The organism is Bacillus sp. SA1-12 (genome assembly GCF_000981385.1).
In the GTDB taxonomy this organism is placed as follows: domain Bacteria; phylum Bacillota; class Bacilli; order Bacillales; family Bacillaceae; genus Metabacillus.
In genome coordinates this window covers 277319-300645 of the sequence record NZ_LATZ01000128.1, presented here as the reverse complement: position 1 = coordinate 300645, position 23327 = coordinate 277319, and the positions used below count along the sequence as shown (strand labels likewise).

Genomic DNA, 23327 nt, shown 5'->3' with positions numbered 1-23327 from the left:
CGTATTTTGACCTGTATGTTCAGACATATTTTAAAAAAAACCTAATAAGATTGAATGCATTTTAAAAGGAGTTCAACCATGAAAAAGCTTTTTATCACCACTCTTCCGTTGCTATATATGCTCTTGATCTGGATCCTTTCCAGCAATCCGGCAGATGCGATAGTCAAAACACCCTTTTCTTTTGATGCCCTTTTGAAGGAATCTCTTCACTTAATTGAATTTGCCATTCTTTATTGGTTGATTGCGTTTGCCTTTATGGCTCATCATAAGTGGAGCGAAAGAGCAAGCATTGCCGCAGCGGTCATTGCCATCCTATACGGCCTAACCGATGAAATTCATCAATCCTTCGTACCATCGCGCTCTGCAACGTTGATTGATTTAGTAAAAGATGCAATTGGTGTAACTGTGTCTTATTTAATTGCGAAGAAGAAATATTTTAGTGAACAGAAAAAGAGGAGTTAATAAAAAAGAGGGATAGTCCCTCAAAACGTTTGTTTTTTGGACTATCCCTCTATTTATGAATTCCCTTATTTATTTGCTGTGTATTTTGTTAAAAATGGTTCAGCTGCTGAGACTTTTGTTCCTTTATAATAGTGAGCCACAATTTCTGTATATTTCTTGCCGTCCTCTGCCATAAAGTTCGCACCATATTGGCTCATGCCGACTCCATGGCCGAAACCTTTCGTTTCAATCACAACGGAATCACCTTTTATTTCCCAGTTGAAATCGGATGATTTTAATTCAAGCTTATCTCTTATTTCGCGGCCGGTAAATTCTTTACCGCCTATTTTTACTGTTGCTACCCGCTTGCCAGGGGTAAGTGCCGTTATTTTTCCAATAGATTTACCAATATTTACTCCAAGTTTGCTTTCAAATTCTTCAATAGATATGATCTTCTGATCATAAAATTTTGGCGATTTTTCATCCCATGGGCTTTCGACACTTTTTAAATAAGGTATGGCTTCCTGCCAATAAGCTTCAGAGTTCTCTGTGAATCCATTGCTTGTTGAAAAAAAAGATGCATCGATGGGTTGATTATCATATGTAAGAATCTTTCCCTGCGTTGCTGCAACCGCCTCTGTGATTTTTTCCATTTTCCTCGTATAATCATCCCCCCAGGCTGCCTTTAATTCTTGAGGGTTTTTATAGACCTGGTGCATTTGGGTATCTGTGACGACTGAGCCTTCAGGTGTACTTAATGCTTGATCATTCATTAGTTGTTTCGTAATATATGTTCTCGCAGCCAACGATTGTGCCTTCAATGCTTCTGCTTCAAACTCCGCTGGCATTTCCGACGCAACTACTCCAATAACATATTCTTCTAAAGGGATACTTTCAATTTTTTTCGTTTGGCTTCTGTAGACAGGGACTGAGACTGGTGATTCAGCAAGTACAGGGGTTTCACTTTTGGCAACTGAAATTTCTTTACCTAATTTCCCTTTGGATTGATCCATAAAAGGAGTGACTAATAATGTTGGAATGAGGAGAATAATGATGAATAATGCTCCGAATGTAAAGAGAACAGGTTTCATTGATTTCATGTTTTAAGGCCTCCAATAAGATTTAGGTTATGCGGAATATCTATAGTTCATCTTATGGGCCTGGACAAGCAATTATGACAGGAAATTAAAAGCGCTAGTGCCTTGATCCGCCTAAGGAAAATAAGCCGCTCATGAATAGAAATCGTTCTTTTCCTTCAATTCATGAGTGGCTTGACCTAAGAGGGGCCAGGCGCTTAAGCTAGACACAAAAACTAAGTAAAAATCTTATACTTACCCTATTAAATATAAACCAATCACATGGACAAGTTAGGGGTTTAGCATGGAGGTCTTTTTTTCTTTTAAATCCAAAATTTTTTCGTTAAATCATGTATAAATTTGTTTTATTATAGGTAATCTAATAAAGTCGTACACTATTTCGTGTTCGAGCTAGGGAAAGAATATACCATTATAGACAATAAATAAAAGAAGCAGGCCGCCATGGTCATGACTCCTGCTTCTTTTATGAAGGCATATCCTTAGTCTGATACAGCTGCTTGCTGATCAGATGTTGTTGGTATTTCTTCTTTCACTCTCTCGATATCTGCTCCAAGAGCTTGAAGTTTCGTGTGGAAGTTAACATATCCTCTGTCTAGATGTTTAAGCTCAGTTACACGTGTATGGCCTTCTGCACATAAGCCAGCTAGGATAAGTGCTGCCCCTGCACGAAGATCAGTAGCTGCAACCTCTGCACCCTGAAGTCCTACAGGGCCATTGATGATAACAGATCTTCCTTCAATTTTAATATCTCCGTTCATGCGGCGGAATTCTTCAACATGCATGAATCTATTTTCAAAAACTGTTTCAGTAATCATACTTGTGCCGTTCGCTTGTAGTAATAATGCCATCATTTGTGATTGCATGTCTGTCGGGAATCCTGGATGTGGCATTGTCTTGATGTCAATTGATCTCAATTTTTCAGGTCCAATTACACGAAGACCGTCTTTTTCCTCAATGATTGTTACGCCCATCTCTTCCATTTTTGCAACAAGAGATGTTAAATGCTCAGGAACTGCTCCTTGAACTAATACATTACCACCTGTAATTGCAGCAGCAACCATAAATGTGCCTGCCTCTATACGGTCAGGAATAATTGTATGCTGTGCACCTTTTAAATAGGCAACACCTTCAATACGGATTGTACCTGTGCCTGCTCCGCGAATAATACCGCCCATTGCATTAATATAATTTGCTAAGTCGACAATTTCAGGTTCTTTCGCACAGTTTTCAATAACGGTTGTTCCTTCTGCAAGAGCTGCAGCCATAATGATATTTTCAGTTGCGCCAACACTTGGGAAATCAAGGTAAATTTTAGCTCCCTTAAGTCTTCCTTTGACTTCTGCCTCAATAAAACCGTTACCGACTTTTATTGTAGCACCCATTGCTTCAAAGCCTTTTAAATGTTGATCAATTGGTCTGGACCCGATTGCACAGCCACCAGGCAACGCAACACGTGCACGACCATTGCGAGCTAAAAGTGCCCCCATAACTAAAACAGATGCACGCATTTTTCTTACATATTCAAATGGTGCTTCTGTTGTTAGCTCTTTAGATGCATCTACAATCACTTGATTATTTTCAAAATGGACGTCTGCACCTAAATAGCGCAGAACTTCATTAATTGTATACACATCGGAGAGCGTAGGTACATCATTGATAATACTTTTTTCTTCACTAGCTAATAAAGATGCAGCGATAACTGGTAAAACGGCATTTTTTGCTCCTTCAACTCTAACTGTACCGTTTAACTTTTGACCGCCGCGGACGATGATTTTTTCCAAAGTATTCCCCTCCGCGTCCCAATTTCTCTATATTAATATTCAGACGTAATGATTGGTGTTCCTATTACAACTGTAGTATAATCGCCCATTTCGTCCGTTCTCAATGCAATTTGAATGTTTATCTTATCGTTATCTGTTGGAATAAAATCTTCCCATATAGGGGTTTTTCCTGAAATAGAGATAAAATCTTTTTCTTGAAGTTGTTCAACTGGATCTGCATTAAATTCATTTACTAATTCTTGTGATTTTTCATACAAACTAACTTTCATATTATCATCAATTAATCCTTGAAGACAAGCAAAAGTTGTAACATTTTCTTGAAAAATGTCGAATGATTGCTCATGAAAATACTCACTTACTTTGTCCCAGTCTTGCTGCGCAGCATTCCCTTTAACCTCATAAAGGATATACGCTGTCGAATGATTGTTTGTGAGGGTTGTTAAGATTTGGATCTTTTCAGTTATGTTCTTCTTTTTATTCTCAAAAACACCGATCGCTTTAAACACTTCACTGTCTTGTTTATAGACCCACTTATATTGACGATGCTGGTCTGCTATTTGTTTCACTTCTTTAATCGACTTTTTCTCGACAGATTTTTTGGCATACAAAGACCATGTATCGATCAATATATCTTGTTTATCCATGCTGTCAGCCATCAGTGAAATCTTTGACTTGTTTCCTTCTGCCCCTATATGATTAGCCACCAAAGTAAATACAAAAAAAATCGTAAAAATAACTGCAGCTATTTCTTTTTTTCTCATAACGGTCACTTCCTCTCCTTAGTAACATTGTTACCGGATTGGAAGTATGCATACGTGGAAATAGTCGTCAATATTAGACACATCTTTAATTATGTAGCTTCTATACCCCATTCCAAATACCTATAAACCAAGTATTTAATCAAGAGGACAAGCTATTTTGAATAAGATTTCGCCAATAATTAAAATAACATCGGCAATTGCTGGGACCATAAAAAATAATCCAGGAAAAAATTACTAACCATAGAACCAATTGCAATCGTTAATAATATTAAAAGTGCCCTTGCTTGAGTTACTTTGCCCGGTTTGATCCATTTTTCTATATTTAATGCTTGTAAAGCCCACCAGGTAATAGCCATAAAAGCGAGATTTACCAGCATACTGATTAGAGCCATTTGGCCGTAATCGGGCATCGCCCCATCCCTCCAATACCAATCGTATAAAAGACACAAAGCAAATTAAATCATACCTCATTTCTACAAAAAAACAACCTCAATTTGGCCTAAAAAAAGATAAAATAATACCCATTAAACCCAAAAATATCCTTAAAATGGCATACCCTTGAACATTATATATAAAATTTGGAGTAACATGATTGATTTTTATTTTTAACAAAATTTTAACGGATATTGGTTATATTTTACATAAAGCTGTTTTTTCCTCTCTCCATTTTACTATGGTGTTTCTCCTAATTAGTTCCTTAATTATGAATAAATTGTTACATTCTTAACAATTTTTCATAGGTCTTCTTGTACGTTTTTTTGTTGACGTGTTGGACGAAAGTCTGTGATAGCGGTTACTTTTTGTGTTTTTTAGGGGGGAGCATAATTTATATTATCAGCATCTTAAAATGAAATGGTAAGGCATTCTGGGGCCTTATAAAAGGATTTAAATGAAAAGGATTCATCTATATTTTATGTAGCCATTTTAAAAATAAAAAAGGATGGCATCAGAGAGCCTTGTCTCTATGAATGCCATCCTTTTATGATTATCTCGTTACATTTAAACGGTTGATCGCACGGCGAAGTGCTAATTCAGCACGTTTAAAATCGATATCATCTGTTTTTTGATTTAGACGCTCTTCAGCACGCTTTTTAGCTGCTTCTGCACGAGCTACATCAATTGATTCGGCTTGTTCAGCTGCTTGAGCTAAAATCGTCACTTTGTCAGGTCGTACTTCAATGAAGCCGCCGCTGACAGCAACGAGTTCAGTGCCGCTCCCTTTCTTTAGGCGAACTGCCCCGATTTCTAAAGGGGCAACCATAGGAATATGCCCTGGCAAGATACCAAGTTCACCGCTTTGAGCTTTTACACTCACCATTTCTACGTCTGCATCGTAAACTGGGCCATCGGGAGTAACGACATTGACTAATACTGTCTTCATACTCATACCCTCCTAGGTCCCAAAATTAGGCTTCTACACCCATTTGTTTTGCACTTTCGACGACTTCTTCAATACGTCCAACTAAGCGGAATGCATCCTCAGGAAGGTGGTCATATTTTCCTTCAAGAATCTCTTTAAATCCACGAACTGTTTCTTTAACAGGAACATATGAACCAGGCTGGCCGGTAAATTGTTCTGCAACGTGGAAGTTTTGAGATAAGAAGAATTGAACACGACGAGCACGTGCAACCGTTAGCTTATCATCGTCAGAAAGCTCATCCATACCTAAGATGGCAATGATATCTTGAAGCTCTTTGTAACGTTGTAATGTTTGTTGTACTTGACGAGCTACAGCGTAATGCTCTTCCCCAACGATTTCAGGTGATAATGCACGTGAAGTTGATGCAAGAGGATCCACCGCAGGGTAAATACCCATTTCAGATAATTTACGCTCAAGGTTTGTTGTTGCATCCAAGTGAGCAAATGTCGTCGCCGGAGCCGGATCCGTATAGTCATCGGCTGGAACGTAAATTGCTTGAATAGATGTAACAGAACCTACGTTAGTAGATGTAATACGTTCTTGTAATTGACCCATCTCTGTTGCTAATGTCGGTTGGTAACCAACGGCAGATGGCATACGTCCAAGTAGGGCAGAAACCTCTGAACCTGCTTGTGTGAAACGGAAGATATTATCCATGAAGAAAAGAACGTCCTGTCCTTGGTCATCACGGAAGTATTCAGCCATTGTAAGACCTGTTAAAGCAACACGCATACGTGCGCCAGGCGGCTCGTTCATTTGTCCGAATACCATGGCAGTTTTCTTAATAACGCCAGAGTCTGTCATCTCGTGGTAAAGGTCATTTCCTTCACGAGTACGCTCACCAACACCTGCGAATACGGAAATACCACCGTGCTCTTGTGCGATGTTGTTAATTAATTCCTGGATTAATACGGTTTTACCTACACCGGCACCACCGAATAGACCGATTTTTCCACCTTTGATATATGGAGCAAGTAAGTCTACAACTTTAATTCCAGTTTCTAAAATTTCAACTTCAGTTGAAAGTTGATCGAATTTAGGTGCTTGTCTGTGAATCGGGTCACGACGAGCTTCAGCAGAAATTGGCTCATCTAAGTCAATGTTATCACCTAATACGTTAAATACACGACCAAGAGTCACGTCACCTACAGGTACAGAAATTGGAGAACCTGTATCAGTAACTTCCAATCCACGAACAAGTCCATCTGTTGAAGCCATCGCAACAGTACGTACTGTGTCGTCACCTAAATGCAGGGCAACCTCTAAAGTAAGGTCGATAGCGACTGCATTATCATTCGCTTCTGTTTTTATTGTAAGGGCATTATAAATGTCTGGAAGTTGTCCGCTTTCGAACTTTACGTCAACAACCGGACCCAAGATTTGAGTAATGCGTCCTTTATTCATCGTTTTCCCTCCTATCTTGCTTGTAAGAAATGCGCAAGGCGCTGCCTATTGGCATTCGTTAAGCAAATAGCGCCTGAAGCTGCATTATTAAATTAAGTACAGAAAGTATACTCAATTACTAGAAAAGATCGTTCCTATTCTAACGCCGCTGCACCGCCGACAATTTCGGTAATTTCCTGTGTAATTGCTGCTTGACGTGCACGGTTATAAGATAACGTAAGTGAATCGATAAGCTCTTTTGCATTATCGGTTGCATTTTTCATTGCTGTCATACGTGCTGCATGCTCAGAAGCTTTACTGTCAAGCAATGCTCCATAGATGAGACTTTCAGCATATTGTGGTAACAGCACTTCTAAAATTTCCTCTTCATCAGGCTCAAACTCATAAGAAGTTAACTTACTTGTTGGCGTAATACCTGATAATGGAAGAAGCTTTTTCTCAGTTACATCTTGTTGAATGGCACTGACAAAGTGATTGTAGTACATGTACAACTCATCATATGAACCATCCGCATACATGTTTACTGCACCGCTTGCAATGTCTTTAATACTTGCAAAGCTGGTTTCATCACCAATGCCCGTAATTTCTGAAATAACGTTCATTCCGCGCTTTTTAAAGAAATCACGACCCATTCTTCCGATTGCGATAATCACAAATTCATCATTTGATTTATGACGCTTTTGAATAGCTTGGAAGGCAGCACGTAAAACACTGCTGTTAAAAGCTCCTGCTAAACCACGGTCAGATGTGATTACCAGATACCCAGTTCGTTTTACAGGTCTGCTTTCAAGCATTGGATGACTGACAGAAGTACCATTTGCAATACTTGCAACAACCTCTTGGATTTTATCCATATAAGGTCCAAATGCCTTCGCATTATTCTCTGCACGGTTTAGCTTTGCAGCAGAAACCATTTCCATTGCTTTTGTTATCTGACTCGTCTTTTTTGTTGAAGTAATTCTTGATTTTATGTCGCGTAATGATGCCAAAGGTTCTCACCACCTTTATATTAAATCAGCCATTTTCTCTATTAACGTGCTAAGTGAAAGCTTATACAGCCTTCACTTTCGCACAATACTATTTATTCAGATACAGCAAATGTTTTCTTGAAGGCTTCAATTGCTGCTTTCAAGTCTTCATCTTTTGGAAGTTTGCCAGTCGTGCGAATCTCTTCAAGAAGAGCATTTTGGTTTTGGTCGAAATATACATGGAACTCATCTTCAAAACGGTTGATATCTGATACTGGGATATCATCTAATAATCCGCGAGTTAATGCATAAAGAATCATAACTTGTTTTTCAACCTTTAACGGCTTGTTAAGACCTTGTTTAAGTACTTCAACCGTACGAGCACCACGGTTTAGTTTAGCTTGTGTTGCTTTATCAAGATCAGAACCGAACTGAGCAAATGCTTCAAGCTCACGATATGATGCAAGGTCAAGACGTAATGTACCTGCAACACTTTTCATTGCTTTAATTTGCGCAGAACCACCAACACGAGATACAGATAAACCTGCATTAATCGCTGGACGTACACCAGAGAAGAAGAGGTCAGACTGAAGGAAGATTTGTCCGTCAGTGATTGAGATAACGTTTGTTGGGATATAAGCAGAAACGTCACCTGCTTGTGTCTCGATGAAAGGTAAAGCAGTTAATGAACCTGCACCTTTCGCATCACTTAATTTAGCTGCACGCTCGAGCAAGCGAGAATGCAAGTAGAAAACGTCACCAGGATATGCTTCACGACCTGGAGGACGACGAAGTAGTAATGAAAGCTCACGGTATGCCGCAGCCTGTTTTGTAAGGTCATCATATACAACAAGAACGTGCTTGCCATTGTACATGAACTCTTCACCCATTGTTACCCCAGCATAAGGAGCTAAGAATAACATTGGAGCTGGTTGTGATGCAGAAGCCGTTACAACGATTGTATAATCTAATGCACCATGCTTACGTAATGTTTCAACAACACCACGAACCGTTGATTCTTTTTGACCGATTGCAACGTAGATACATACCATATCCTGATCCTTTTGGTTCAAGATTGTATCGATCGCTACAGATGTCTTACCAGTTTGACGGTCACCGATGATTAACTCACGTTGTCCGCGACCGATTGGCACAAGTGCGTCAATCGCTTTAATACCTGTTTGTAGTGGTTCATGTACTGATTTACGATCCATAACACCTGGTGCAGGACCTTCGATTGGTCTCGTTTTAGTTGTTTCAATTGGACCTAATCCATCAACAGGCTGTCCTAATGAGTTAACAACACGACCGATTAATGCTTCACCTACAGGAACCTCCATGATGCGTCCTGTACGACGAACTTCGTCACCTTCACGGATATCTGTGTAAGGTCCTAAAATAATAATACCAACGTTATTTTCCTCTAGGTTCTGAGCCATACCCATAACGCCGTTTGCGAATTCTACAAGCTCTCCAGCCATGACATTGTCGAGGCCATGAGCACGAGCGATACCGTCACCAACCTGGATAACTGTACCTACATCGCTTACTTTTATATCAGACTGATAGTTTTCGATTTGCTTTTTTATAAGCGCACTAATTTCTTCAGCTTTGATGCTCATGAGTTTCACCCCTATCTACAATCTATTTGCGACCAATTGCCGCTCTATACGTTCAAGCTTACCGCTCACACTGCCATCATAAATGCGATTGCCAATACGCAGTTTCACTCCGCCAATTAGTGTTTTATCAACAACGTTTTGTAATTGAAGTGATTGTTTACCGACTTTCTTAGCAAATGAAGCAGAAATTGAAGCTAATTCATTCTCAGTTAGAGGTCTTACAGAATATACAGTTGCATTTTCTGTTCCTCTAGTTTCATTTGCATAATTAATATATTGGTCAACAACATCTATAACTAGATCTGAACGATGACGTTCTACTAAAAGTAATAATGTGTTTAAAACTAGAACTGAAAGACTTGCAAATGAGTCTTTTACAATTGACTTTTTTGCATCCATAGTAACCTTCGGATGACTTAATGCAACCGATAATTCTTTGCTGCCGACAAATACTTCTTTCACGACATTAAGGTCATTTTCTATTTGGTCGACACTATTTTTTTCTTTTGCAAGTTGAAAAAGAGCTATTGCATAACGTTTAGCTATAATATCTCTGCTCATCGACCTTCGCCTACCTCATTGATGTAGTCGTTAATCAATTTTTCTTGTTCTTGCTCATTTAACTCTTTTTCAATGACTTTTGAAGCAATTAATACAGATAAAGATGCAACCTGCTGGCGTAACGCTGCAACTGCTTGCTCTTTTTCCCGCTCAATTTCTTTAAGTGCTGCATCTTTCAGGCGGCCGGCTTCAGAACGGGCTGCTTGAATAATATCTTCCTTTTGTTGTTCACCAAGCTTTTTCGCATTTTCCACTAAAGCTTGAGCTTCATTACGTGCTTGTTTTAACAACTCACGCTGTTCTTCAACTAATTTTTGCGCTTCTTTATTTCTTTCCTCAGAACTATTTATTTCATTAGCGATATGCTCTTCACGCTTTTTCATCATGTTCATTACTGGTCCAAATGCATATTTGCTTAATAGTGCAAGTAGAATTAAGAACATAACAAGCTGAAATACGATATCGCCTGTGTTAAGGCCGCCAGTAGCTGCGCCTAATGCAAGATCAAAAGTTAACATAGCTCGGTTTCACTCCCTTCAAGAGTTGCATGATGGGTCTTACACAAAAAAATTTAATAGTAATGAATTATTCATTTAGTCATAAAGCAATGGCGAAGAAGGCATATCAATCAATCTTCGCCACTTCATTAGGGATTAACCCTTTTATTAGCTGCCTAAAACGATAAATGCGATAACTACACCAATGATCGGTAATGCTTCAACCAACGCGATACCGATGAACATTAATGTTTGTAATTTACCTTGTAATTCTGGTTGACGAGCAGTTCCTTCTACTGTACGTGAAACAATAAGACCGTTACCAATACCGGCACCAAGAGCTGATAAGCCAATTGCAATTGCAGCTGCGATTAAATTCATTTTATAAATCCTCCTTTAATATATAAAAAACTTATTTCATTTTTTTATTCGTCCAAGAATCTTGAACAAGTTTATTATTAATGGTCAGCACTCACTTTGTGTGCTAAATAAACCATTGTTAACATAACGAAAATAAATGCCTGGATTGAACCTACAAAGATACTGAAGCCTTGCCATACGATCATCGGTATTGCGGCACCAATTGTTCCTAAAATACCGCTAGCAAAGCCATTTGCATAGCCGCTTGTAGCTAAGCCTGCAAGCAAACCGAGAAGAATTTCACCGGCATAGATATTACCGTATAAACGAAGACCGAGAGTAAGTGTATTTGCAAATTCCTCGATAATCTTAATTGGCAATAGTGCTGGGAATGGCTTTAGAAAATCTTTGCCATATTCAGCTGCACCCTTCATTTTAATCCCATAATAATGGGTTAAAACAACAATCATGACAGCTAGTGTTAATGTTATCGTAGGATCTGCTGTAGGTGATTTCCACCATAAGTGATGACCTAATACGATCGAAAATGGTAAACCCAGCATATTTGATACGAAAATATACATTAGCAATGTCATTCCTAATGTAATGAATCTGCCGCCAGTTTGCCAATCCATCGTACTGTTGATGATCCCTTTAACAAAATCAACAATCCATTCAATGAAATTCTGCATACCAGTTGGTTTCATTGCCAAATTTCTTGAAGCTACCATTGCAATTATAAAAACGATAACACTAGCTACAGTTATCATAAAAACATTTGATAAGTTAAAAGTAAGACCTAGAAAATGAGCTGTAGGAGCTTCGTGACCCAATGATTTCACCTCTCTTCCAAACTACATTCGTAGTTGTTGAATGACATAATCTATCATAATAACAATGTAAATTGTCATTATTCCTATAATAAGACTTACCAAGTGAAACATCTCTGGAAACTTCAGAGTAATTAAAGTAGCGATTGCAGCAGTAGCAAATCTGGAGGAAGTGCCTAGTGACCTAATCCTTCTGTTTTCTTTTAGAGCACGGCCAAACTGTACATTTTTTCTTACCATTATCCACAAGTGGTAAAGACTTATACTCGTGCCTAAGATAAGCCCAAGAAAAACAGACTGGTAATCGGTCAAACCCCATCCCAAAACATAAAAAGAAAGTAAGTAGAATATATATGATCGATATCTTCGATACATCAGGTGTACATCATTCATTCAATGATCAATCTCCTGAGAAAAAGTGGTGGACCAACTTGAGCAATCCGTAAATTCCGGCAGCTAGTCCAAGCAAAAGGCCTACGATCAAAAACACTGGCTCGGTATGTAAATATCCATCCAGCCAACGCCCAGAAAAAACGCCTACTAGAATTGAGCCTACCAGATGCGAAACAATTGCTGACATAAGTCCCATTGCTTGCAGAGGGTGTCGTTGTTTTTGACGCATTTATTAGTCCTTTCAACTTAGATATTAAAGGTTTAAAAGGGGGATAAAAGTAAGTTTTGAACAGGTCTTGAAAACCTTATCATCATACCCTCGTATAGCATACAATAGCACATAAGTGATGTCAATCTGTTTAAAGTTAAAATATTCACAATCTACCGCAATCGTCACAAAATCTCACAAATCGTTCACATTTTCGTTAGTCACCCTCTTGACTTTGCTAAACTAACTAAATTATTCACCCAGTAAAACATCTACTTCAATCTGATCTTCCTGTCCGCTTTTTTTGGCAAAAATGAGTGCTTTGTACAATCCTTTTTTCAATTTTATCTTTTCCTTCTTCACCTCTTTTTCAACTACCCCTCGAGGTACATTTCTGCGCCAATCCAAAAAGCCAACAAATGTTAATGTATCCGGATCATATAAGGCAATCCCCATTTCATCAGCTCCGCCCGGCAAATAAAGCTGATACTTATATGTATTTGGATGATCCCCATAAGCAAACTCAAACCCCATTACTCTCGGATAATTCGGCTCATCCACTACAAATAGATAGGGAATTTCTATTTTCCTGTCACCTAAAATAACTTGAAGCCAGCCCTGATGAATTCCCGGCTTTAATCGGTTTGGTGTTATATCCAGCCCAATTTTCACCTGTTTTTTCTCACCAGGCTTTAGTGTGATTTTTGGCGGTAGCACCCATTGGATTCCAGGATTATGGTAAGGTGTTTTTATATATGCCGTCTGCACTCGGTTTGATTGATTATCAAGAATTAATGTTTGTTGTTTTTTTGTACGCGGATGCCGCGCTTCATATTTCCCAAAAGTAAGGGATCCAGGATAGATCAGCACCTTTGCTTCAATGGCCTCTTTGAGATTAATTCTTCCAGTGCCTTGTTCAATTGGCTTCAACTTTTCATTTTGAGCATTAGTTAAAGGCAGTGCTGTATTCATTAAAGCTGCCTTTATTTGTTCAGGACTCCAGTTTGGATGTGCTTGCTTTAGTAATGCACATGCCCCAGCGACATGCGGTGCCGCCATACTTGTACCCTGCATGGCTAAATACCCTTGCGGAACCGTGCTATCGATTGCTACTCCTGGTGCAACAACATCAGGTTTTATCCTCCATGTATTTGTCACTGGCCCCCTTGAGCTAAAATCAGCGAGCACGTCTTCTTCATTTTTATAAGTTGTTCGAACGCTTTTCTGTTTGTTTAGTTGTTTTTTTATTAAAGCTCCTGCTTCTTTGGATATGGATACAACAGGAATGTCTAACGGTATTTCCAATGATCCTGTAAAATTGCCTTTTACATTATTATATATAATAACCGCCTTAGCTCCTTGCTGCTTTGCGTTAATCACCTTTTCTGTAAAGGTGATTTTTCCTCTTTCGATAAGAACAATTTTGCCGTTCATCGACTTCTTTAGCTCCTGCTTCTCCCCTATTCCGCCTAAAACGACTTCAGATAGTCCATGCATTTCCCAAGGCTTTGCACCTTGGATTTGATTCATTTTAATTAATGTTCTTACACCCGGGATTTTTAAATAAGGCATTTGAAGAGGCGGTGAGGAAGCTCCGACCGAAATGGCTTTAGCTGATGTTCCCGGTGAACCAACCGACCAAACAGCAGGGCCGGAATTTCCACTGGATGTCACGGCAACGATACCCGCCTCGACGGCACGGTCAAGAGCGAGACTTGTTGGCCAATCAGGACCATTCACACTATTTCCTAAAGAAAGATTGATAATATCAACTTTATCCTTAATCGCCTTTTCGATTGCCGCAATCACCTGATCAGAGGTGCCCATCCCGCCGGGTCCCAATGCTCGATATGCATAAATTCCCGCCTCTGGAGCAACCCCCATTATTTTCCCGTTCGCTGCAATAATCCCTGCCACATGTGTGCCATGAATGGTTTCTTTTCCATCCTTGGCCATTGTTTCCATTGGATCATTATCCTCATCAATGACATCATACCCACCCTTATAATTTCGATATAAATCAGGATGGCTGTAATCAACCCCTGTATCGATGACAGCTACTTTTACTCCCTTTCCGGTTACTCTGTGATGATCACTGTCAAATAATCCTCTAACTTTATCACCACCAATAAACGGAACACTTTCCTTGATTAATGGGCTATAGGAGACAACAGGGCTGGAATGAAGAACTTCAGGATCCTTACTGAGAGCTGTTATTTTTTTGGCAGGCCCTTCTATTGAGAAACCGTGAAATACATGTTCATAGGTTTGATGAATGGTTATATCGGAAAAATGCTCCAATTTTTTCTTATATGTTTGAAAATCACTTTTTTTCACAACTATCATTAACTTCTGAGTACTTGATTCTTCGTTAGATGGCAGGGGCGGCCTTTTAGGAAATGTTTCACCATTGGCTGTGGTGCTTATTGAAATAGCGATGAATAAGATCAAAATTAGTTTGAACTGTTTTCTAATTCCCATTAAAAACCACCTCTCCAAATAGTCTGTTCCTTTTCTTGAAAAACATGTATGGAAGAGGGGAATGGGGACCGGGTTTGAAATAACAATTAACAGTGAATTTACGAATAGAAATTCTTATCAAACATTCTTGCTTAGAGGTATGAATAATACGTTTATAAGCTATTTGCTTTCTCCCGCATTCATTTGGCTGGCTATGAGACCTTTCTTTGTTTCTCTTACATAGTTGTTTCCGTTTAACTCTTTCTACGGGACTTTTTTTCGTTTCTCTTACCTGGTTTTGTCCTTTTGACGATGGCTACGAGACTTTCCTTCGTTTCTTACACCTGGTTTTGTCCTTTTGAAGCTTTCTATGAGACTGTTCTTCCTTTCTCTTACCTCGTTTTGTCCCTTAAAGCTTTCTATGAGACTGTTCTTCCTTCCTCTTACCTGGTTTTGTCCTTTTGACGATGGCTACAAGACTTTTCTTCGTTTCTTACACCTGGTTTTGTCCCTTTGACGATGGCTACGAGACTTTTCTTCGTTTCTCACACCTCGTTTTGTCCCTTTGACGATGGCTACGAGACTTTCTATGTTTCTCACTACTGGTTTGTCCCTTTGACCCTTTCTATGAGACTTTTCTTTCTTCCCTTTGCCCAGTTTTGTCCATTACCATAGTGCCTTGAGAGACTTTTCTATATCTGCTTTCATGCACTTTTTGGATGAAAGTAGTTGTATTCTGTTAAAAAAGTTTTAAAAAAAGGAAACCTCATCCTAGAGATTTCCTTTTTCCTGCTATATGTTACTTTGTTCCATAAAGGCGATCGCCTGCATCTCCTAGTCCTGGAACAATATAGCCATGATCATTTAGTTTTTCATCTAATGCCGCTATGTAAATATCAACATCTGGATGTGCTTCCTTCACTACTTCTACGCCCTCTGGAGCAGCAATTAAGCACATAAATTTAATATTTTTTGCTCCTCGTTTTTTCAAGCTGTTGATTGCCTCTACTGCTGATCCTCCTGTTGCCAGCATTGGATCAACGACGATAAAATCACGCTCTTCTACATCAGATGGAAGCTTTACGTAATATTCAACAGGCTGCAATGTTTCCGGATCGCGATATAGTCCAACATGTCCAACTTTTGCTGCTGGAATAAGCTTTAAGATACCATCTACCATTCCTAAACCAGCACGTAAAATAGGAATAATTCCTAGTTTTTTTCCTGAAAGCACCTTAGATTTCGCCGTACATACCGGTGTTTCCACATCAACTTCTTTCAATGGAAGATCACGTGTAATTTCAAACGCCATTAAGCTTGCAACTTCATCTACAAGCTCACGGAATTCCTTTGTTCCTGTACTTTTTTCACGAATATATGTAAGTTTATGTTGAATTAATGGATGATCAAACACGTATACTTTCCCCATCAAATCATCTCCTTTTCTTAGACACTTCAATAGATTTTACAGAAATTCGATAATAGTTTCAAGTTCAATCTTCTTAATTATACACCATCATAAGGATTTAATTGGACGTTTACAGGAAAACCTTGTTGACAGAAAAAAAGAAGGTCATTTATCGATTGTAAGAGGAGGTTGGAGAGTGCAAAAAGGACGACTTCATAGGAAGCCGTCCTTCTATTTATTACAGGTTACGATATAAAGGGAATTTGCTTGTTAAGTCTTCTACGCGCTGTTTTGCCTCAGCAAGCTTTGATGAATCTTCATGATTTTTAAGTGCAAATGCAATAATGCTGCCGATTTCGTCCATTTCCTCTAATCCAAAGCCGCGGCTTGTTACTGCAGCTGTTCCGATACGGATACCGCTTGTTACAAATGGGCTTTCAGTTTCAAATGGAATTGTGTTTTTATTGACAGTAATTCCGATTTCATCTAATACATGCTCTGCAACTTTTCCTGTTAATCCAAGTGAACGAACATCAACTAATAGCAGGTGATTATCAGTACCGCCAGATACAAGAGTAAGTCCTTCTGCTTGTAATTTTTCAGCTAAGCGCTTTGCATTGTCAATAATGTTTTGTGCATATGATTTAAAGCTGTCTTCAAGAGCTTCGCCAAATGCGACTGCTTTTGCAGCAATAACGTGCATTAGCGGACCGCCTTGGATTCCCGGGAAGATCGATTTGTCAATTTTCTTTCCAAACTCTTCTTTACATAAAATCATACCGCCGCGTGGTCCACGAAGTGTTTTGTGTGTTGTTGTTGTAACAAAATCAGCGTATGGCACCGGGTTTTCATGTAAACCAGCAGCTACTAAACCTGCAATATGAGCCATATCGACCATGAAATAAGCGCCAACTTCATCAGCGATTTCACGGAATTTTTTGAAATCAATTGCTCTTGGATATGCACTAGCACCAGCAACAATTAGTTTCGGCTTGTGAAGTCTAGCTTTTTCTAATACATCCTCATAATTGATGCGATGTGTTTTTTCGTCAACACCATATTCAACAAAATTGTATTGAACACCGCTAAAGTTTACTGGGCTACCGTGTGTTAAGTGACCGCCATGTGATAAGTTCATTCCTAGAACCGTGTCACCATGATCTAAAATAGTGAAATAAACACCCATATTCGCTTGTGCACCTGAGTGAGGCTGAACATTTACATATTCTGCACCGAAGATTTCTTTTGCACGGTCTCTTGCAATATCTTCAACAATATCAACATGCTCACAACCACCATAATAACGGCGGCCAGGATAACCTTCTGCATATTTATTTGTAAGCACAGAGCCTTGTGCTTCCATGACAGCTTCACTTACAAAGTTCTCTGAAGCAATAAGTTCAATTTTTGTTTCTTGACGAGTGCGCTCAAGTTGAATCGCTTCGAAGATTTTCGCATCTTGTTCTGGTAAAAATTTCATTCGTTACAATCTCCCTTCAATCAAACCTAGTTATGGATTTATCCTACACAGCTTTTTAACGTCTAATTCCATCTATATTGTACACGTTAATGTGCTGTATTGTAAAAGATTTTCTGAAATATTTTTGTGTTTTTTATGAAATTCGCCGATTTAACGGCTTAAATACGAATATTTCTAAGTTTTAATGATTGAAATATTCGTTTGATTTAAAAAGCTATCTTTTTTATTATTTTTATAACAGGAGAAATTGATACAACTTATTGTGGTTAGTTTTTCTAACAAAGTCAACCTTTAATGAGAGAATATTTTGTGATTTTTGACTAAAACGGTTTTGTTTTTTAAAATTAGACTCTTTTAAACCCTTCCTTTTCTCTGGCGGTCAGGGAGCCTTCCCATCGCCGCGCGTCTACGTGGTTTCCTATTGACTCGCTTTTTCCGGCAGGAGCCTCACACCTTCTGCTCCAATCAGCTTAGCTCCATAAAAAGTAAGCTGATTCAGCTATTTCTCAGCATTGTTCATTCATTTCAAGCAAAAAAAAGAACCAACATAACGTTGATTCAGCTAATGATCAATGACAGGATGTATTTTCTTTTGTTGCTTCATACACCGCTCTTGCACCGCCAATAAGTTTTGGACGTGTTTTAGCCATAGTGACGTGGGCGGAACCAATTTGCTTAATTGTGCTTCGCAATGGGACTGCCACATGCTTCAAATGCATTCCGATGAATGTATCACCGATATCGATTCCAGCATCAGCCTTAATGAATTCAACCACTACCGGGTTTTCCATCTGCTGATAAGCATAGGTTGCCATTGCGCCTCCTGCTTTTCTAACTGGAATAACGGTGACCTCTTCAAATCCATTCGCTTTCGCTGCGGCCTTTTCCATCACGAGGGCGCGGTTTAAATGCTCACAGCATTGAAAGGCGAGGTGTGCTCCTGTTTCCTCTTTAAAATTTGCCAGTATATTAAAAATCATTTCGGCCACGTCTTCTGAGCCTGCTGTTCCGATTTTTTCACCGATTACTTCACTTGTACTGCAGCCTATTACCACAAGATCGTCTTTGCCAACGTTTGCTTGAGTCTGAAATTCTGTTAATAAAGTGGATAGATCCCGCTGCCAATTCTCTATATTTGTCATCGTTATACGACTTCCTTTTTAAGCGTGTTCATTTTCGTATTGATCAATTTTTCCCACACGTGTCGCATGACGTCCGCCTAAATATTCTGTATTTAACCAAATTTTCGCTATTTCCCTTGCAAGACCTGGTCCGATTACTCGCTCACCCATTGCGAGGATATTGCTGTCATTATGCTCACGTGTTGCCTGTGCGCTGAACATATCATGAACAAGTGCGCAACGGATGCCCTTTACTTTGTTAGCCGCGATGCTCATACCAATGCCCGTGCCGCAAATTAAGATTCCTCGATCAAATTCCCCGTTTGCCACACGCTCTGCCACCGGCAATGCATAATCAGGGTAATCTACAGATGTTTCACATTCGCAACCCATGTCTGTATATTCAATGTTCAATTCCTCTAGTAATGAAATGATTTCTCTCCGAATATTTATACCGCCGTGATCTGATGCAACTGCTACTTTCATCTTGGTCCTCCCATAATCTGCTATATTTAATAAATTCATTTCTTTTATTGTATCGCTTATCTTATCGAACGATCAATTATTTCCTTGAAAACTTAAGCGTTATTTCCCTCAAGCTTATTTACTAATTTATAAATGTGCTCTTCTAAATCCGCTAATGTTTGACGATAGGTATCCAGGTGTCCGCCAAATGGATCGGTGATCTCTTTTCGTTCTTCGTCCCTATCAGAAACATATTCAGAAAGGGTATATGTTTTACGACCTGCATGCGGATAAATTTCGATAACAGATTGCTTATGTTGATTTGTCATTGTTAGAATAATTGTTGCCCAATCAACAATCTCTTCACTCAGGCTTGAAGATTGATGATCGCAAGAAATCCCCTTTTCATTTAAAGCTTCTTGTGCATATCGTGTTGCATGGCTGCCATCGATAGCAAATACTCCAGCAGACTTTACATCCAGCTGATCAGAGCTCTTCAAATGCTTTAAAAGCGCTTCTGCCATAGGGCTTCTGCATGTATTTCCGGTACAAACGAATAATACATTTGTCATGTCATAACACTCCTTTCTACTTATTATAATGGAAACGTTGTAAAGAAAATAGTCACATGCACTTTAGGAATAAAAGCGTAAGCGCCTTGCTCAGACTAGAGCAAATAATACGATATTGAATAGGCGTTCTTTGCACGAGACCCTAGAGGGGCTGGGCGCTGGCAGTCAAAGACTTAACGTCCAATCACCATGACTGCCCTTGCACGTCCTGTGCTTCGAAGCTGGATGCTGATAACGCTTATCCAAAGAACAAGCACTTTATCATTTCCTTTTAAACCAAAAAAGCATAGAGGCAGCCTCTATACTTTTTTAGAACTCAATCTTTATTTTTTGTGAATCATGGATTTTCTTTTGATTTTGATCAAATACATCACTCGTTGTAATTTCAATCCATTCAAGCTCTTTTGAGGTATCAACGATAAAGCCCAGGTTTCCTTTTTTCGCTGACTTTCCCTCTATTTCACCATTTAAATCCTCCAGATAAATATCCTTTTCCCAATCAAAGGTTTCACCTGTACTTGTTTTAATCATTGCGATTGGTGCGAAGCTGACTTTTTCTTCAGATGTGTTCTCAATTTCAACAAACACCTTTGTAAAATCGAACTCTTCCTCATGTGTTAACACATGAAAATAATCGATCAGGCTGTAATCCGGTCGCAGGTGGATGACTTTTGCATCTTTAATGCGAAGCTGAATCGGGCCAATTTCGTATGCTTTATCAACATAATTAATTGCCTTTAATGTCGCCTTCCCTCTCTCATCGGAAACCGATTTTCCGACTTCAACCAAGTTTCGATCATCCGTTACCTGCGGGTTTGATGAGTAGTCATCTAAATACCCGGTGTCATTTTGTTTTTCCTGTTCAGAAGCACTGCCGCCATTATTGTTTGAGCATGCTACTAACATGACTGATAATAATGTGATAAGAACGATGATTTTTTTCATCAGTAAAACCCCCTATTAGCCGCCATCTTTTAAAAAAGAAGGGGCTGACGTAAAGCGAATGTGCCAGCCCTTCTAACTCTCTATTTATTACGAGTTCTTCTTACTTATCTTCAATCACTGTTTTATTTTTGCCTTTTTCTAAAAGATCAAAAATGATTTTTGCATTATCCGTGTTATCAATATTTCCAGCAAATCGATCAGATGCAGGACCGAATGCATATACAGGAACGTCTTCACCAGTATGACCGCCAGTTGTCCAGCCTGTATGTGATCTGTTATCGAAAATTTTCTCGATTGCATTATCAATATCAATTTCTTCTTTTGAAGCAGCATCTTTTACAGATTGAATTTCCTCTGAAGTTAATTCAAGATCAATATATTTTTTCAATGTTTCTTCTACATCAGCACCTTTTGCAATTTCACTTGCCATGAAATCAGGTGTGCGTTTCGCTGCTTTGATTGGTTCGCCAAACCAGTTGTAAATGCCATTAGCACCGATTGAATAACCGCCTGTTGAATGGTCAGCTGTCGCAACAACTAATGTATGCTTGTCCTTTTTCGCAAACTCAATTGCAGCTTTAAAGGCCTTTTCAAAGTCTTCCATTTCACTCATAGCTGAAACGATGTCATTATCATGTCCCGCCCAGTCAATTTGGCTTCCTTCGATCATAAGGAAAAAGCCATCCTTGTCTTTGTTTAAACGGTCAATCGCAGAGTTTGTCATCTCCTCTAAAGACGGAACGTCCTCTGTACGGTCAATCATTTTTGGCAAGCCGCGTTCTGCGAATAAACCAAGAACCTGTTCATTATCATCTTTTACCAGCTCGTCCTTATTCGTGACATAGCTGAAACCATCCTTTTTAAATTGTTCAACAAGATTGCGGTCGTCGCGGATAAATAAGTCTGTTCCTCCGCCAAGAAGCACATCCACTTTATGCTTGCCATTAATTAGCTCATCATAATAGTCATCCGCAATGGCGTTCATGTTTTTACGGCTGTGATCATGTGATCCAAATGAAGCTGGTGTTGCGTGCGTAATTTCTGATGTTGCCACAAGGCCTGTTGCTTTTCCTTGTTCCTTCGCAGATTCCAATACGGTTTTTACCTCTGAACCGTCATTATCAACGGCAATCGCATTATTATATGTTTTAATACCAGCGGACATCGCTGTGGCTGCAGATGCGGAATCCGTTACGTTTTGCTCTGGATCTTCAGGATATGTCATTTGCTGTCCGACTAAATATTTATCAAGCTCGGTACGTGCGGCAAATTTCGAGTTATCATTATCCTGCAAATAACGATAAGCAGATGTATAGGAAACACCCATTCCATCTCCAATCAGGAAGATGACATTTTTTATTTCAGGATTATTATTTACTTCTTTTGCTTCCGCAACAGAGAATGTTCCTCCTAAACTACCAAGAGCAACTGTTGTCATAACGGCTAATGGCAAAAGCTTCTTTTTAAATCTTTTATTAAACATGAATGATTCCTCCTATTCTATGTTGTGACAAAGCTGATTATAGATTAGGAGTTTTAATTTACTTTTAAGGAAATGTAATAATATTGTAAATGGAAATAATAGTTAGAAAGGGACTAGATAAAGGGGAACTTAGTAAAAAACACCATAATATTAGGTGTAAGGAACTACAAAAAGGTTAATTATTCTTCTTTATTTCCCAGCCCTTTACATATTCACCAAAATATGATCATGGATATATTTACACAAGCTTTACAAAGGAGATATTATCTTAACAAACGACCGGCTGTTCCACACAACCGGTCGTTACTTAGAATGGAAAGATTAATTTTACGCCAAATGCCAGTAAGATGCTTCCGCCGAGCGCTTCACTATATGAACCTAGCCATGCCTGGACACGTTTACCTGTTAACAGGCCAATCCAGGTTAACACCATACTAACAATTCCAAAAGTAACAACCGTCAGAACTGTCTTTGCCCCGTAAATTCCTAAGCTTAAGCCGACAGAAAAGCTATCCAAGCTGACACTGAGGGCAAACACGATTAATCCAAATCCGACTGGTGTAATCAACGGCTTCTCATCTTTTCTAAATGAGGCGAACACCATCTGTACCCCAAGAAGAATTAACAAACCGCCGCCTAATAATGTTGCGATCGTACCAAATGTATCACTCAGGGCTTTTCCGATTAGCATCCCTACTAATGGCATCCATATATGAAAAATGCCGATTGTTATTCCTATGTAAAAGATTTGTCTGGCCTTTAATCGTATTAACCCCATGCCAAGACCTACAGAAAATGCATCCATCCCTAAGGCCAGTGCCATAATCAGCAATGTAAGCAGTTCACCCATGATCGCTTCTATGTTCATCATTAACCCCCTCGGACACGCCTATTAAACTTTATGCACGTCCAATTTGGAATAGAACTGATTTGAATAGTGGGGAACGCCAATTAAGGGGCCTCTTTCCTTTAAGTAAAAAAGAGATGTCTCGCAGAGTTTGACTCTTGAGACATCTCTTTTCTTGGGGTCGTTTTTGCCATCTAATTTT

24 protein-coding genes are annotated in these 23327 nt (G+C 39.1%); 1 reads left to right on the top strand and 23 read right to left on the bottom strand.

The features are described 5' to 3' along the window. The first annotated feature begins 78 nt into the window (after positions 1–78). Positions 79–462, top strand: coding sequence for a VanZ family protein (locus tag WQ54_RS25525; RefSeq protein ID WP_046588593.1), 384 nt, complete (start codon positions 79–81; stop codon positions 460–462). 65 nt (positions 463–527) lie between these two features. Here the strand turns inward: WQ54_RS25525 and spoIID are convergent, their stop codons facing one another. From spoIID to WQ54_RS25410, 23 genes are all read right to left on the bottom strand, one after another. Then, complete coding sequence (gene spoIID / locus WQ54_RS25520) at positions 528–1532, bottom strand: stage II sporulation protein D (RefSeq protein ID WP_197089674.1); 1005 nt, start codon at positions 1530–1532, stop codon at positions 528–530. Between the two features lie 485 nt (positions 1533–2017). After that, complete coding sequence (murA, locus tag WQ54_RS25515) at positions 2018–3319, bottom strand: UDP-N-acetylglucosamine 1-carboxyvinyltransferase (RefSeq protein ID WP_046588589.1); 1302 nt, start codon at positions 3317–3319, stop codon at positions 2018–2020. A 32-nt stretch (positions 3320–3351) separates the two neighbouring features. Further along, on the bottom strand, positions 3352–4080 hold the full coding sequence (locus WQ54_RS25510; RefSeq protein ID WP_046588587.1) for a YwmB family TATA-box binding protein: 729 nt from the start codon (positions 4078–4080) through the stop codon (positions 3352–3354). Between the two features lie 179 nt (positions 4081–4259). Further along, a complete protein-coding gene (locus tag WQ54_RS25505; protein WP_046588585.1) occupies positions 4260–4490 on the bottom strand; it encodes a DUF1146 family protein in 231 nt (76 codons plus the stop codon). A 575-nt stretch (positions 4491–5065) separates the two neighbouring features. After that, a complete protein-coding gene (locus WQ54_RS25500; protein WP_046588583.1) occupies positions 5066–5461 on the bottom strand; it encodes a F0F1 ATP synthase subunit epsilon in 396 nt (131 codons plus the stop codon). Between the two features lie 25 nt (positions 5462–5486). Then, on the bottom strand, positions 5487–6905 hold the full coding sequence (gene atpD, locus WQ54_RS25495) for a F0F1 ATP synthase subunit beta (RefSeq protein WP_046588581.1): 1419 nt from the start codon (positions 6903–6905) through the stop codon (positions 5487–5489). Positions 6906–7039: 134 nt separating this feature from the next. Continuing rightward, positions 7040–7894 (bottom strand): F0F1 ATP synthase subunit gamma, encoded by an 855-nt coding sequence (locus WQ54_RS25490; protein WP_046588579.1) that lies wholly within the window; start codon positions 7892–7894, stop codon positions 7040–7042. Positions 7895–7986: 92 nt separating this feature from the next. Further along, positions 7987–9495 carry a F0F1 ATP synthase subunit alpha gene (atpA, locus tag WQ54_RS25485; RefSeq protein ID WP_046588577.1) on the bottom strand — a complete coding sequence of 503 codons (1509 nt, stop codon included), beginning with the start codon at positions 9493–9495 and terminating at the stop codon, positions 7987–7989. 15 nt (positions 9496–9510) lie between these two features. Further along, entirely contained in the window at positions 9511–10056 is a 546-nt protein-coding gene (locus WQ54_RS25480) for a F0F1 ATP synthase subunit delta (RefSeq protein ID WP_046588575.1), read from the bottom strand. Continuing rightward, positions 10053–10574 (bottom strand): F0F1 ATP synthase subunit B, encoded by a 522-nt coding sequence (atpF, locus tag WQ54_RS25475; RefSeq protein WP_046588573.1) that lies wholly within the window; start codon positions 10572–10574, stop codon positions 10053–10055. The genes WQ54_RS25480 and atpF overlap by 4 nt, the downstream gene beginning before the upstream one ends. 147 nt (positions 10575–10721) lie before the next feature. Then, positions 10722–10934, bottom strand: a complete 213-nt coding sequence (gene atpE / locus WQ54_RS25470; RefSeq protein ID WP_046588571.1) for a F0F1 ATP synthase subunit C — start codon at positions 10932–10934, stop codon at positions 10722–10724. Between the two features lie 77 nt (positions 10935–11011). Beyond that, positions 11012–11746, bottom strand: coding sequence for a F0F1 ATP synthase subunit A (gene atpB, locus WQ54_RS25465; RefSeq protein WP_046588569.1), 735 nt, complete (start codon positions 11744–11746; stop codon positions 11012–11014). Between the two features lie 21 nt (positions 11747–11767). Further along, positions 11768–12136: an ATP synthase subunit I gene (locus WQ54_RS25460; RefSeq protein ID WP_046588568.1), complete on the bottom strand. Its 369-nt coding sequence runs from the start codon at positions 12134–12136 to the stop codon at positions 11768–11770. A gap of 7 nt (positions 12137–12143) precedes the next feature. After that, the gene (locus tag WQ54_RS25455) at positions 12144–12365 is read right to left on the bottom strand and encodes an AtpZ/AtpI family protein (protein WP_046588566.1); all 222 of its coding nucleotides are present in this window, start codon (positions 12363–12365) and stop codon (positions 12144–12146) included. 231 nt (positions 12366–12596) lie between these two features. Beyond that, positions 12597–14825, bottom strand: coding sequence for a S8 family serine peptidase (locus WQ54_RS25450; RefSeq protein ID WP_046588563.1), 2229 nt, complete (start codon positions 14823–14825; stop codon positions 12597–12599). 778 nt (positions 14826–15603) lie between these two features. Continuing rightward, the gene (upp, locus tag WQ54_RS25445) at positions 15604–16233 is read right to left on the bottom strand and encodes a uracil phosphoribosyltransferase (protein ID WP_046588561.1); all 630 of its coding nucleotides are present in this window, start codon (positions 16231–16233) and stop codon (positions 15604–15606) included. A 217-nt stretch (positions 16234–16450) separates the two neighbouring features. Continuing rightward, the gene (gene glyA / locus WQ54_RS25440; RefSeq protein WP_046588559.1) at positions 16451–17692 is read right to left on the bottom strand and encodes a serine hydroxymethyltransferase; all 1242 of its coding nucleotides are present in this window, start codon (positions 17690–17692) and stop codon (positions 16451–16453) included. A 569-nt stretch (positions 17693–18261) separates the two neighbouring features. Beyond that, positions 18262–18834 (bottom strand): TIGR01440 family protein, encoded by a 573-nt coding sequence (locus WQ54_RS25435; RefSeq protein WP_046588557.1) that lies wholly within the window; start codon positions 18832–18834, stop codon positions 18262–18264. Between the two features lie 18 nt (positions 18835–18852). Continuing rightward, positions 18853–19299 carry a ribose 5-phosphate isomerase B gene (gene rpiB / locus WQ54_RS25430; protein WP_046588555.1) on the bottom strand — a complete coding sequence of 149 codons (447 nt, stop codon included), beginning with the start codon at positions 19297–19299 and terminating at the stop codon, positions 18853–18855. 92 nt (positions 19300–19391) lie between these two features. Next, positions 19392–19850 carry a low molecular weight protein arginine phosphatase gene (locus tag WQ54_RS25425; protein ID WP_046588553.1) on the bottom strand — a complete coding sequence of 153 codons (459 nt, stop codon included), beginning with the start codon at positions 19848–19850 and terminating at the stop codon, positions 19392–19394. A 309-nt stretch (positions 19851–20159) separates the two neighbouring features. Then, positions 20160–20795, bottom strand: a complete 636-nt coding sequence (locus tag WQ54_RS25420; protein ID WP_046588551.1) for a hypothetical protein — start codon at positions 20793–20795, stop codon at positions 20160–20162. Between the two features lie 100 nt (positions 20796–20895). Further along, positions 20896–22278, bottom strand: coding sequence for an alkaline phosphatase (locus WQ54_RS25415; protein WP_046588549.1), 1383 nt, complete (start codon positions 22276–22278; stop codon positions 20896–20898). A gap of 307 nt (positions 22279–22585) precedes the next feature. After that, positions 22586–23146, bottom strand: a complete 561-nt coding sequence (locus WQ54_RS25410; protein WP_046588547.1) for a manganese efflux pump MntP family protein — start codon at positions 23144–23146, stop codon at positions 22586–22588. Positions 23147–23327 lie beyond the last annotated feature (181 nt).

What these genes read in the sequence shown, in the direction of transcription:
- WQ54_RS25525 (WP_046588593.1), top strand. Translation starts at nt 79, where the DNA reads ATGAAAAAGCTTTTTATCACCACTCTTCCGTTGCTATATATGCTCTTG.
- spoIID (WP_197089674.1), bottom strand. Translation starts at nt 1,532, where the DNA reads ATGAAACCTGTTCTCTTTACATTCGGAGCATTATTCATCATTATTCTC.
- WQ54_RS25510 (WP_046588587.1), bottom strand. Translation starts at nt 4,080, where the DNA reads ATGAGAAAAAAAGAAATAGCTGCAGTTATTTTTACGATTTTTTTTGTA.
- WQ54_RS25505 (WP_046588585.1), bottom strand. Translation starts at nt 4,490, where the DNA reads ATGCCCGATTACGGCCAAATGGCTCTAATCAGTATGCTGGTAAATCTC.
- WQ54_RS25500 (WP_046588583.1), bottom strand. Translation starts at nt 5,461, where the DNA reads ATGAAGACAGTATTAGTCAATGTCGTTACTCCCGATGGCCCAGTTTAC.
- atpD (WP_046588581.1), bottom strand. Translation starts at nt 6,905, where the DNA reads ATGAATAAAGGACGCATTACTCAAATCTTGGGTCCGGTTGTTGACGTA.
- atpA (WP_046588577.1), bottom strand. Translation starts at nt 9,495, where the DNA reads ATGAGCATCAAAGCTGAAGAAATTAGTGCGCTTATAAAAAAGCAAATC.
- WQ54_RS25480 (WP_046588575.1), bottom strand. Translation starts at nt 10,056, where the DNA reads ATGAGCAGAGATATTATAGCTAAACGTTATGCAATAGCTCTTTTTCAA.
- atpF (WP_046588573.1), bottom strand. Translation starts at nt 10,574, where the DNA reads ATGTTAACTTTTGATCTTGCATTAGGCGCAGCTACTGGCGGCCTTAAC.
- atpE (WP_046588571.1), bottom strand. Translation starts at nt 10,934, where the DNA reads ATGAATTTAATCGCAGCTGCAATTGCAATTGGCTTATCAGCTCTTGGT.
- WQ54_RS25460 (WP_046588568.1), bottom strand. Translation starts at nt 12,136, where the DNA reads ATGAATGATGTACACCTGATGTATCGAAGATATCGATCATATATATTC.
- WQ54_RS25455 (WP_046588566.1), bottom strand. Translation starts at nt 12,365, where the DNA reads ATGCGTCAAAAACAACGACACCCTCTGCAAGCAATGGGACTTATGTCA.
- WQ54_RS25450 (WP_046588563.1), bottom strand. Translation starts at nt 14,825, where the DNA reads ATGGGAATTAGAAAACAGTTCAAACTAATTTTGATCTTATTCATCGCT.
- upp (WP_046588561.1), bottom strand. Translation starts at nt 16,233, where the DNA reads ATGGGGAAAGTATACGTGTTTGATCATCCATTAATTCAACATAAACTT.
- glyA (WP_046588559.1), bottom strand. Translation starts at nt 17,692, where the DNA reads ATGAAATTTTTACCAGAACAAGATGCGAAAATCTTCGAAGCGATTCAA.
- WQ54_RS25435 (WP_046588557.1), bottom strand. Translation starts at nt 18,834, where the DNA reads ATGACAAATATAGAGAATTGGCAGCGGGATCTATCCACTTTATTAACA.
- rpiB (WP_046588555.1), bottom strand. Translation starts at nt 19,299, where the DNA reads ATGAAAGTAGCAGTTGCATCAGATCACGGCGGTATAAATATTCGGAGA.
- WQ54_RS25425 (WP_046588553.1), bottom strand. Translation starts at nt 19,850, where the DNA reads ATGACAAATGTATTATTCGTTTGTACCGGAAATACATGCAGAAGCCCT.
- WQ54_RS25420 (WP_046588551.1), bottom strand. Translation starts at nt 20,795, where the DNA reads ATGAAAAAAATCATCGTTCTTATCACATTATTATCAGTCATGTTAGTA.
- WQ54_RS25415 (WP_046588549.1), bottom strand. Translation starts at nt 22,278, where the DNA reads ATGTTTAATAAAAGATTTAAAAAGAAGCTTTTGCCATTAGCCGTTATG.
- WQ54_RS25410 (WP_046588547.1), bottom strand. Translation starts at nt 23,146, where the DNA reads ATGAACATAGAAGCGATCATGGGTGAACTGCTTACATTGCTGATTATG.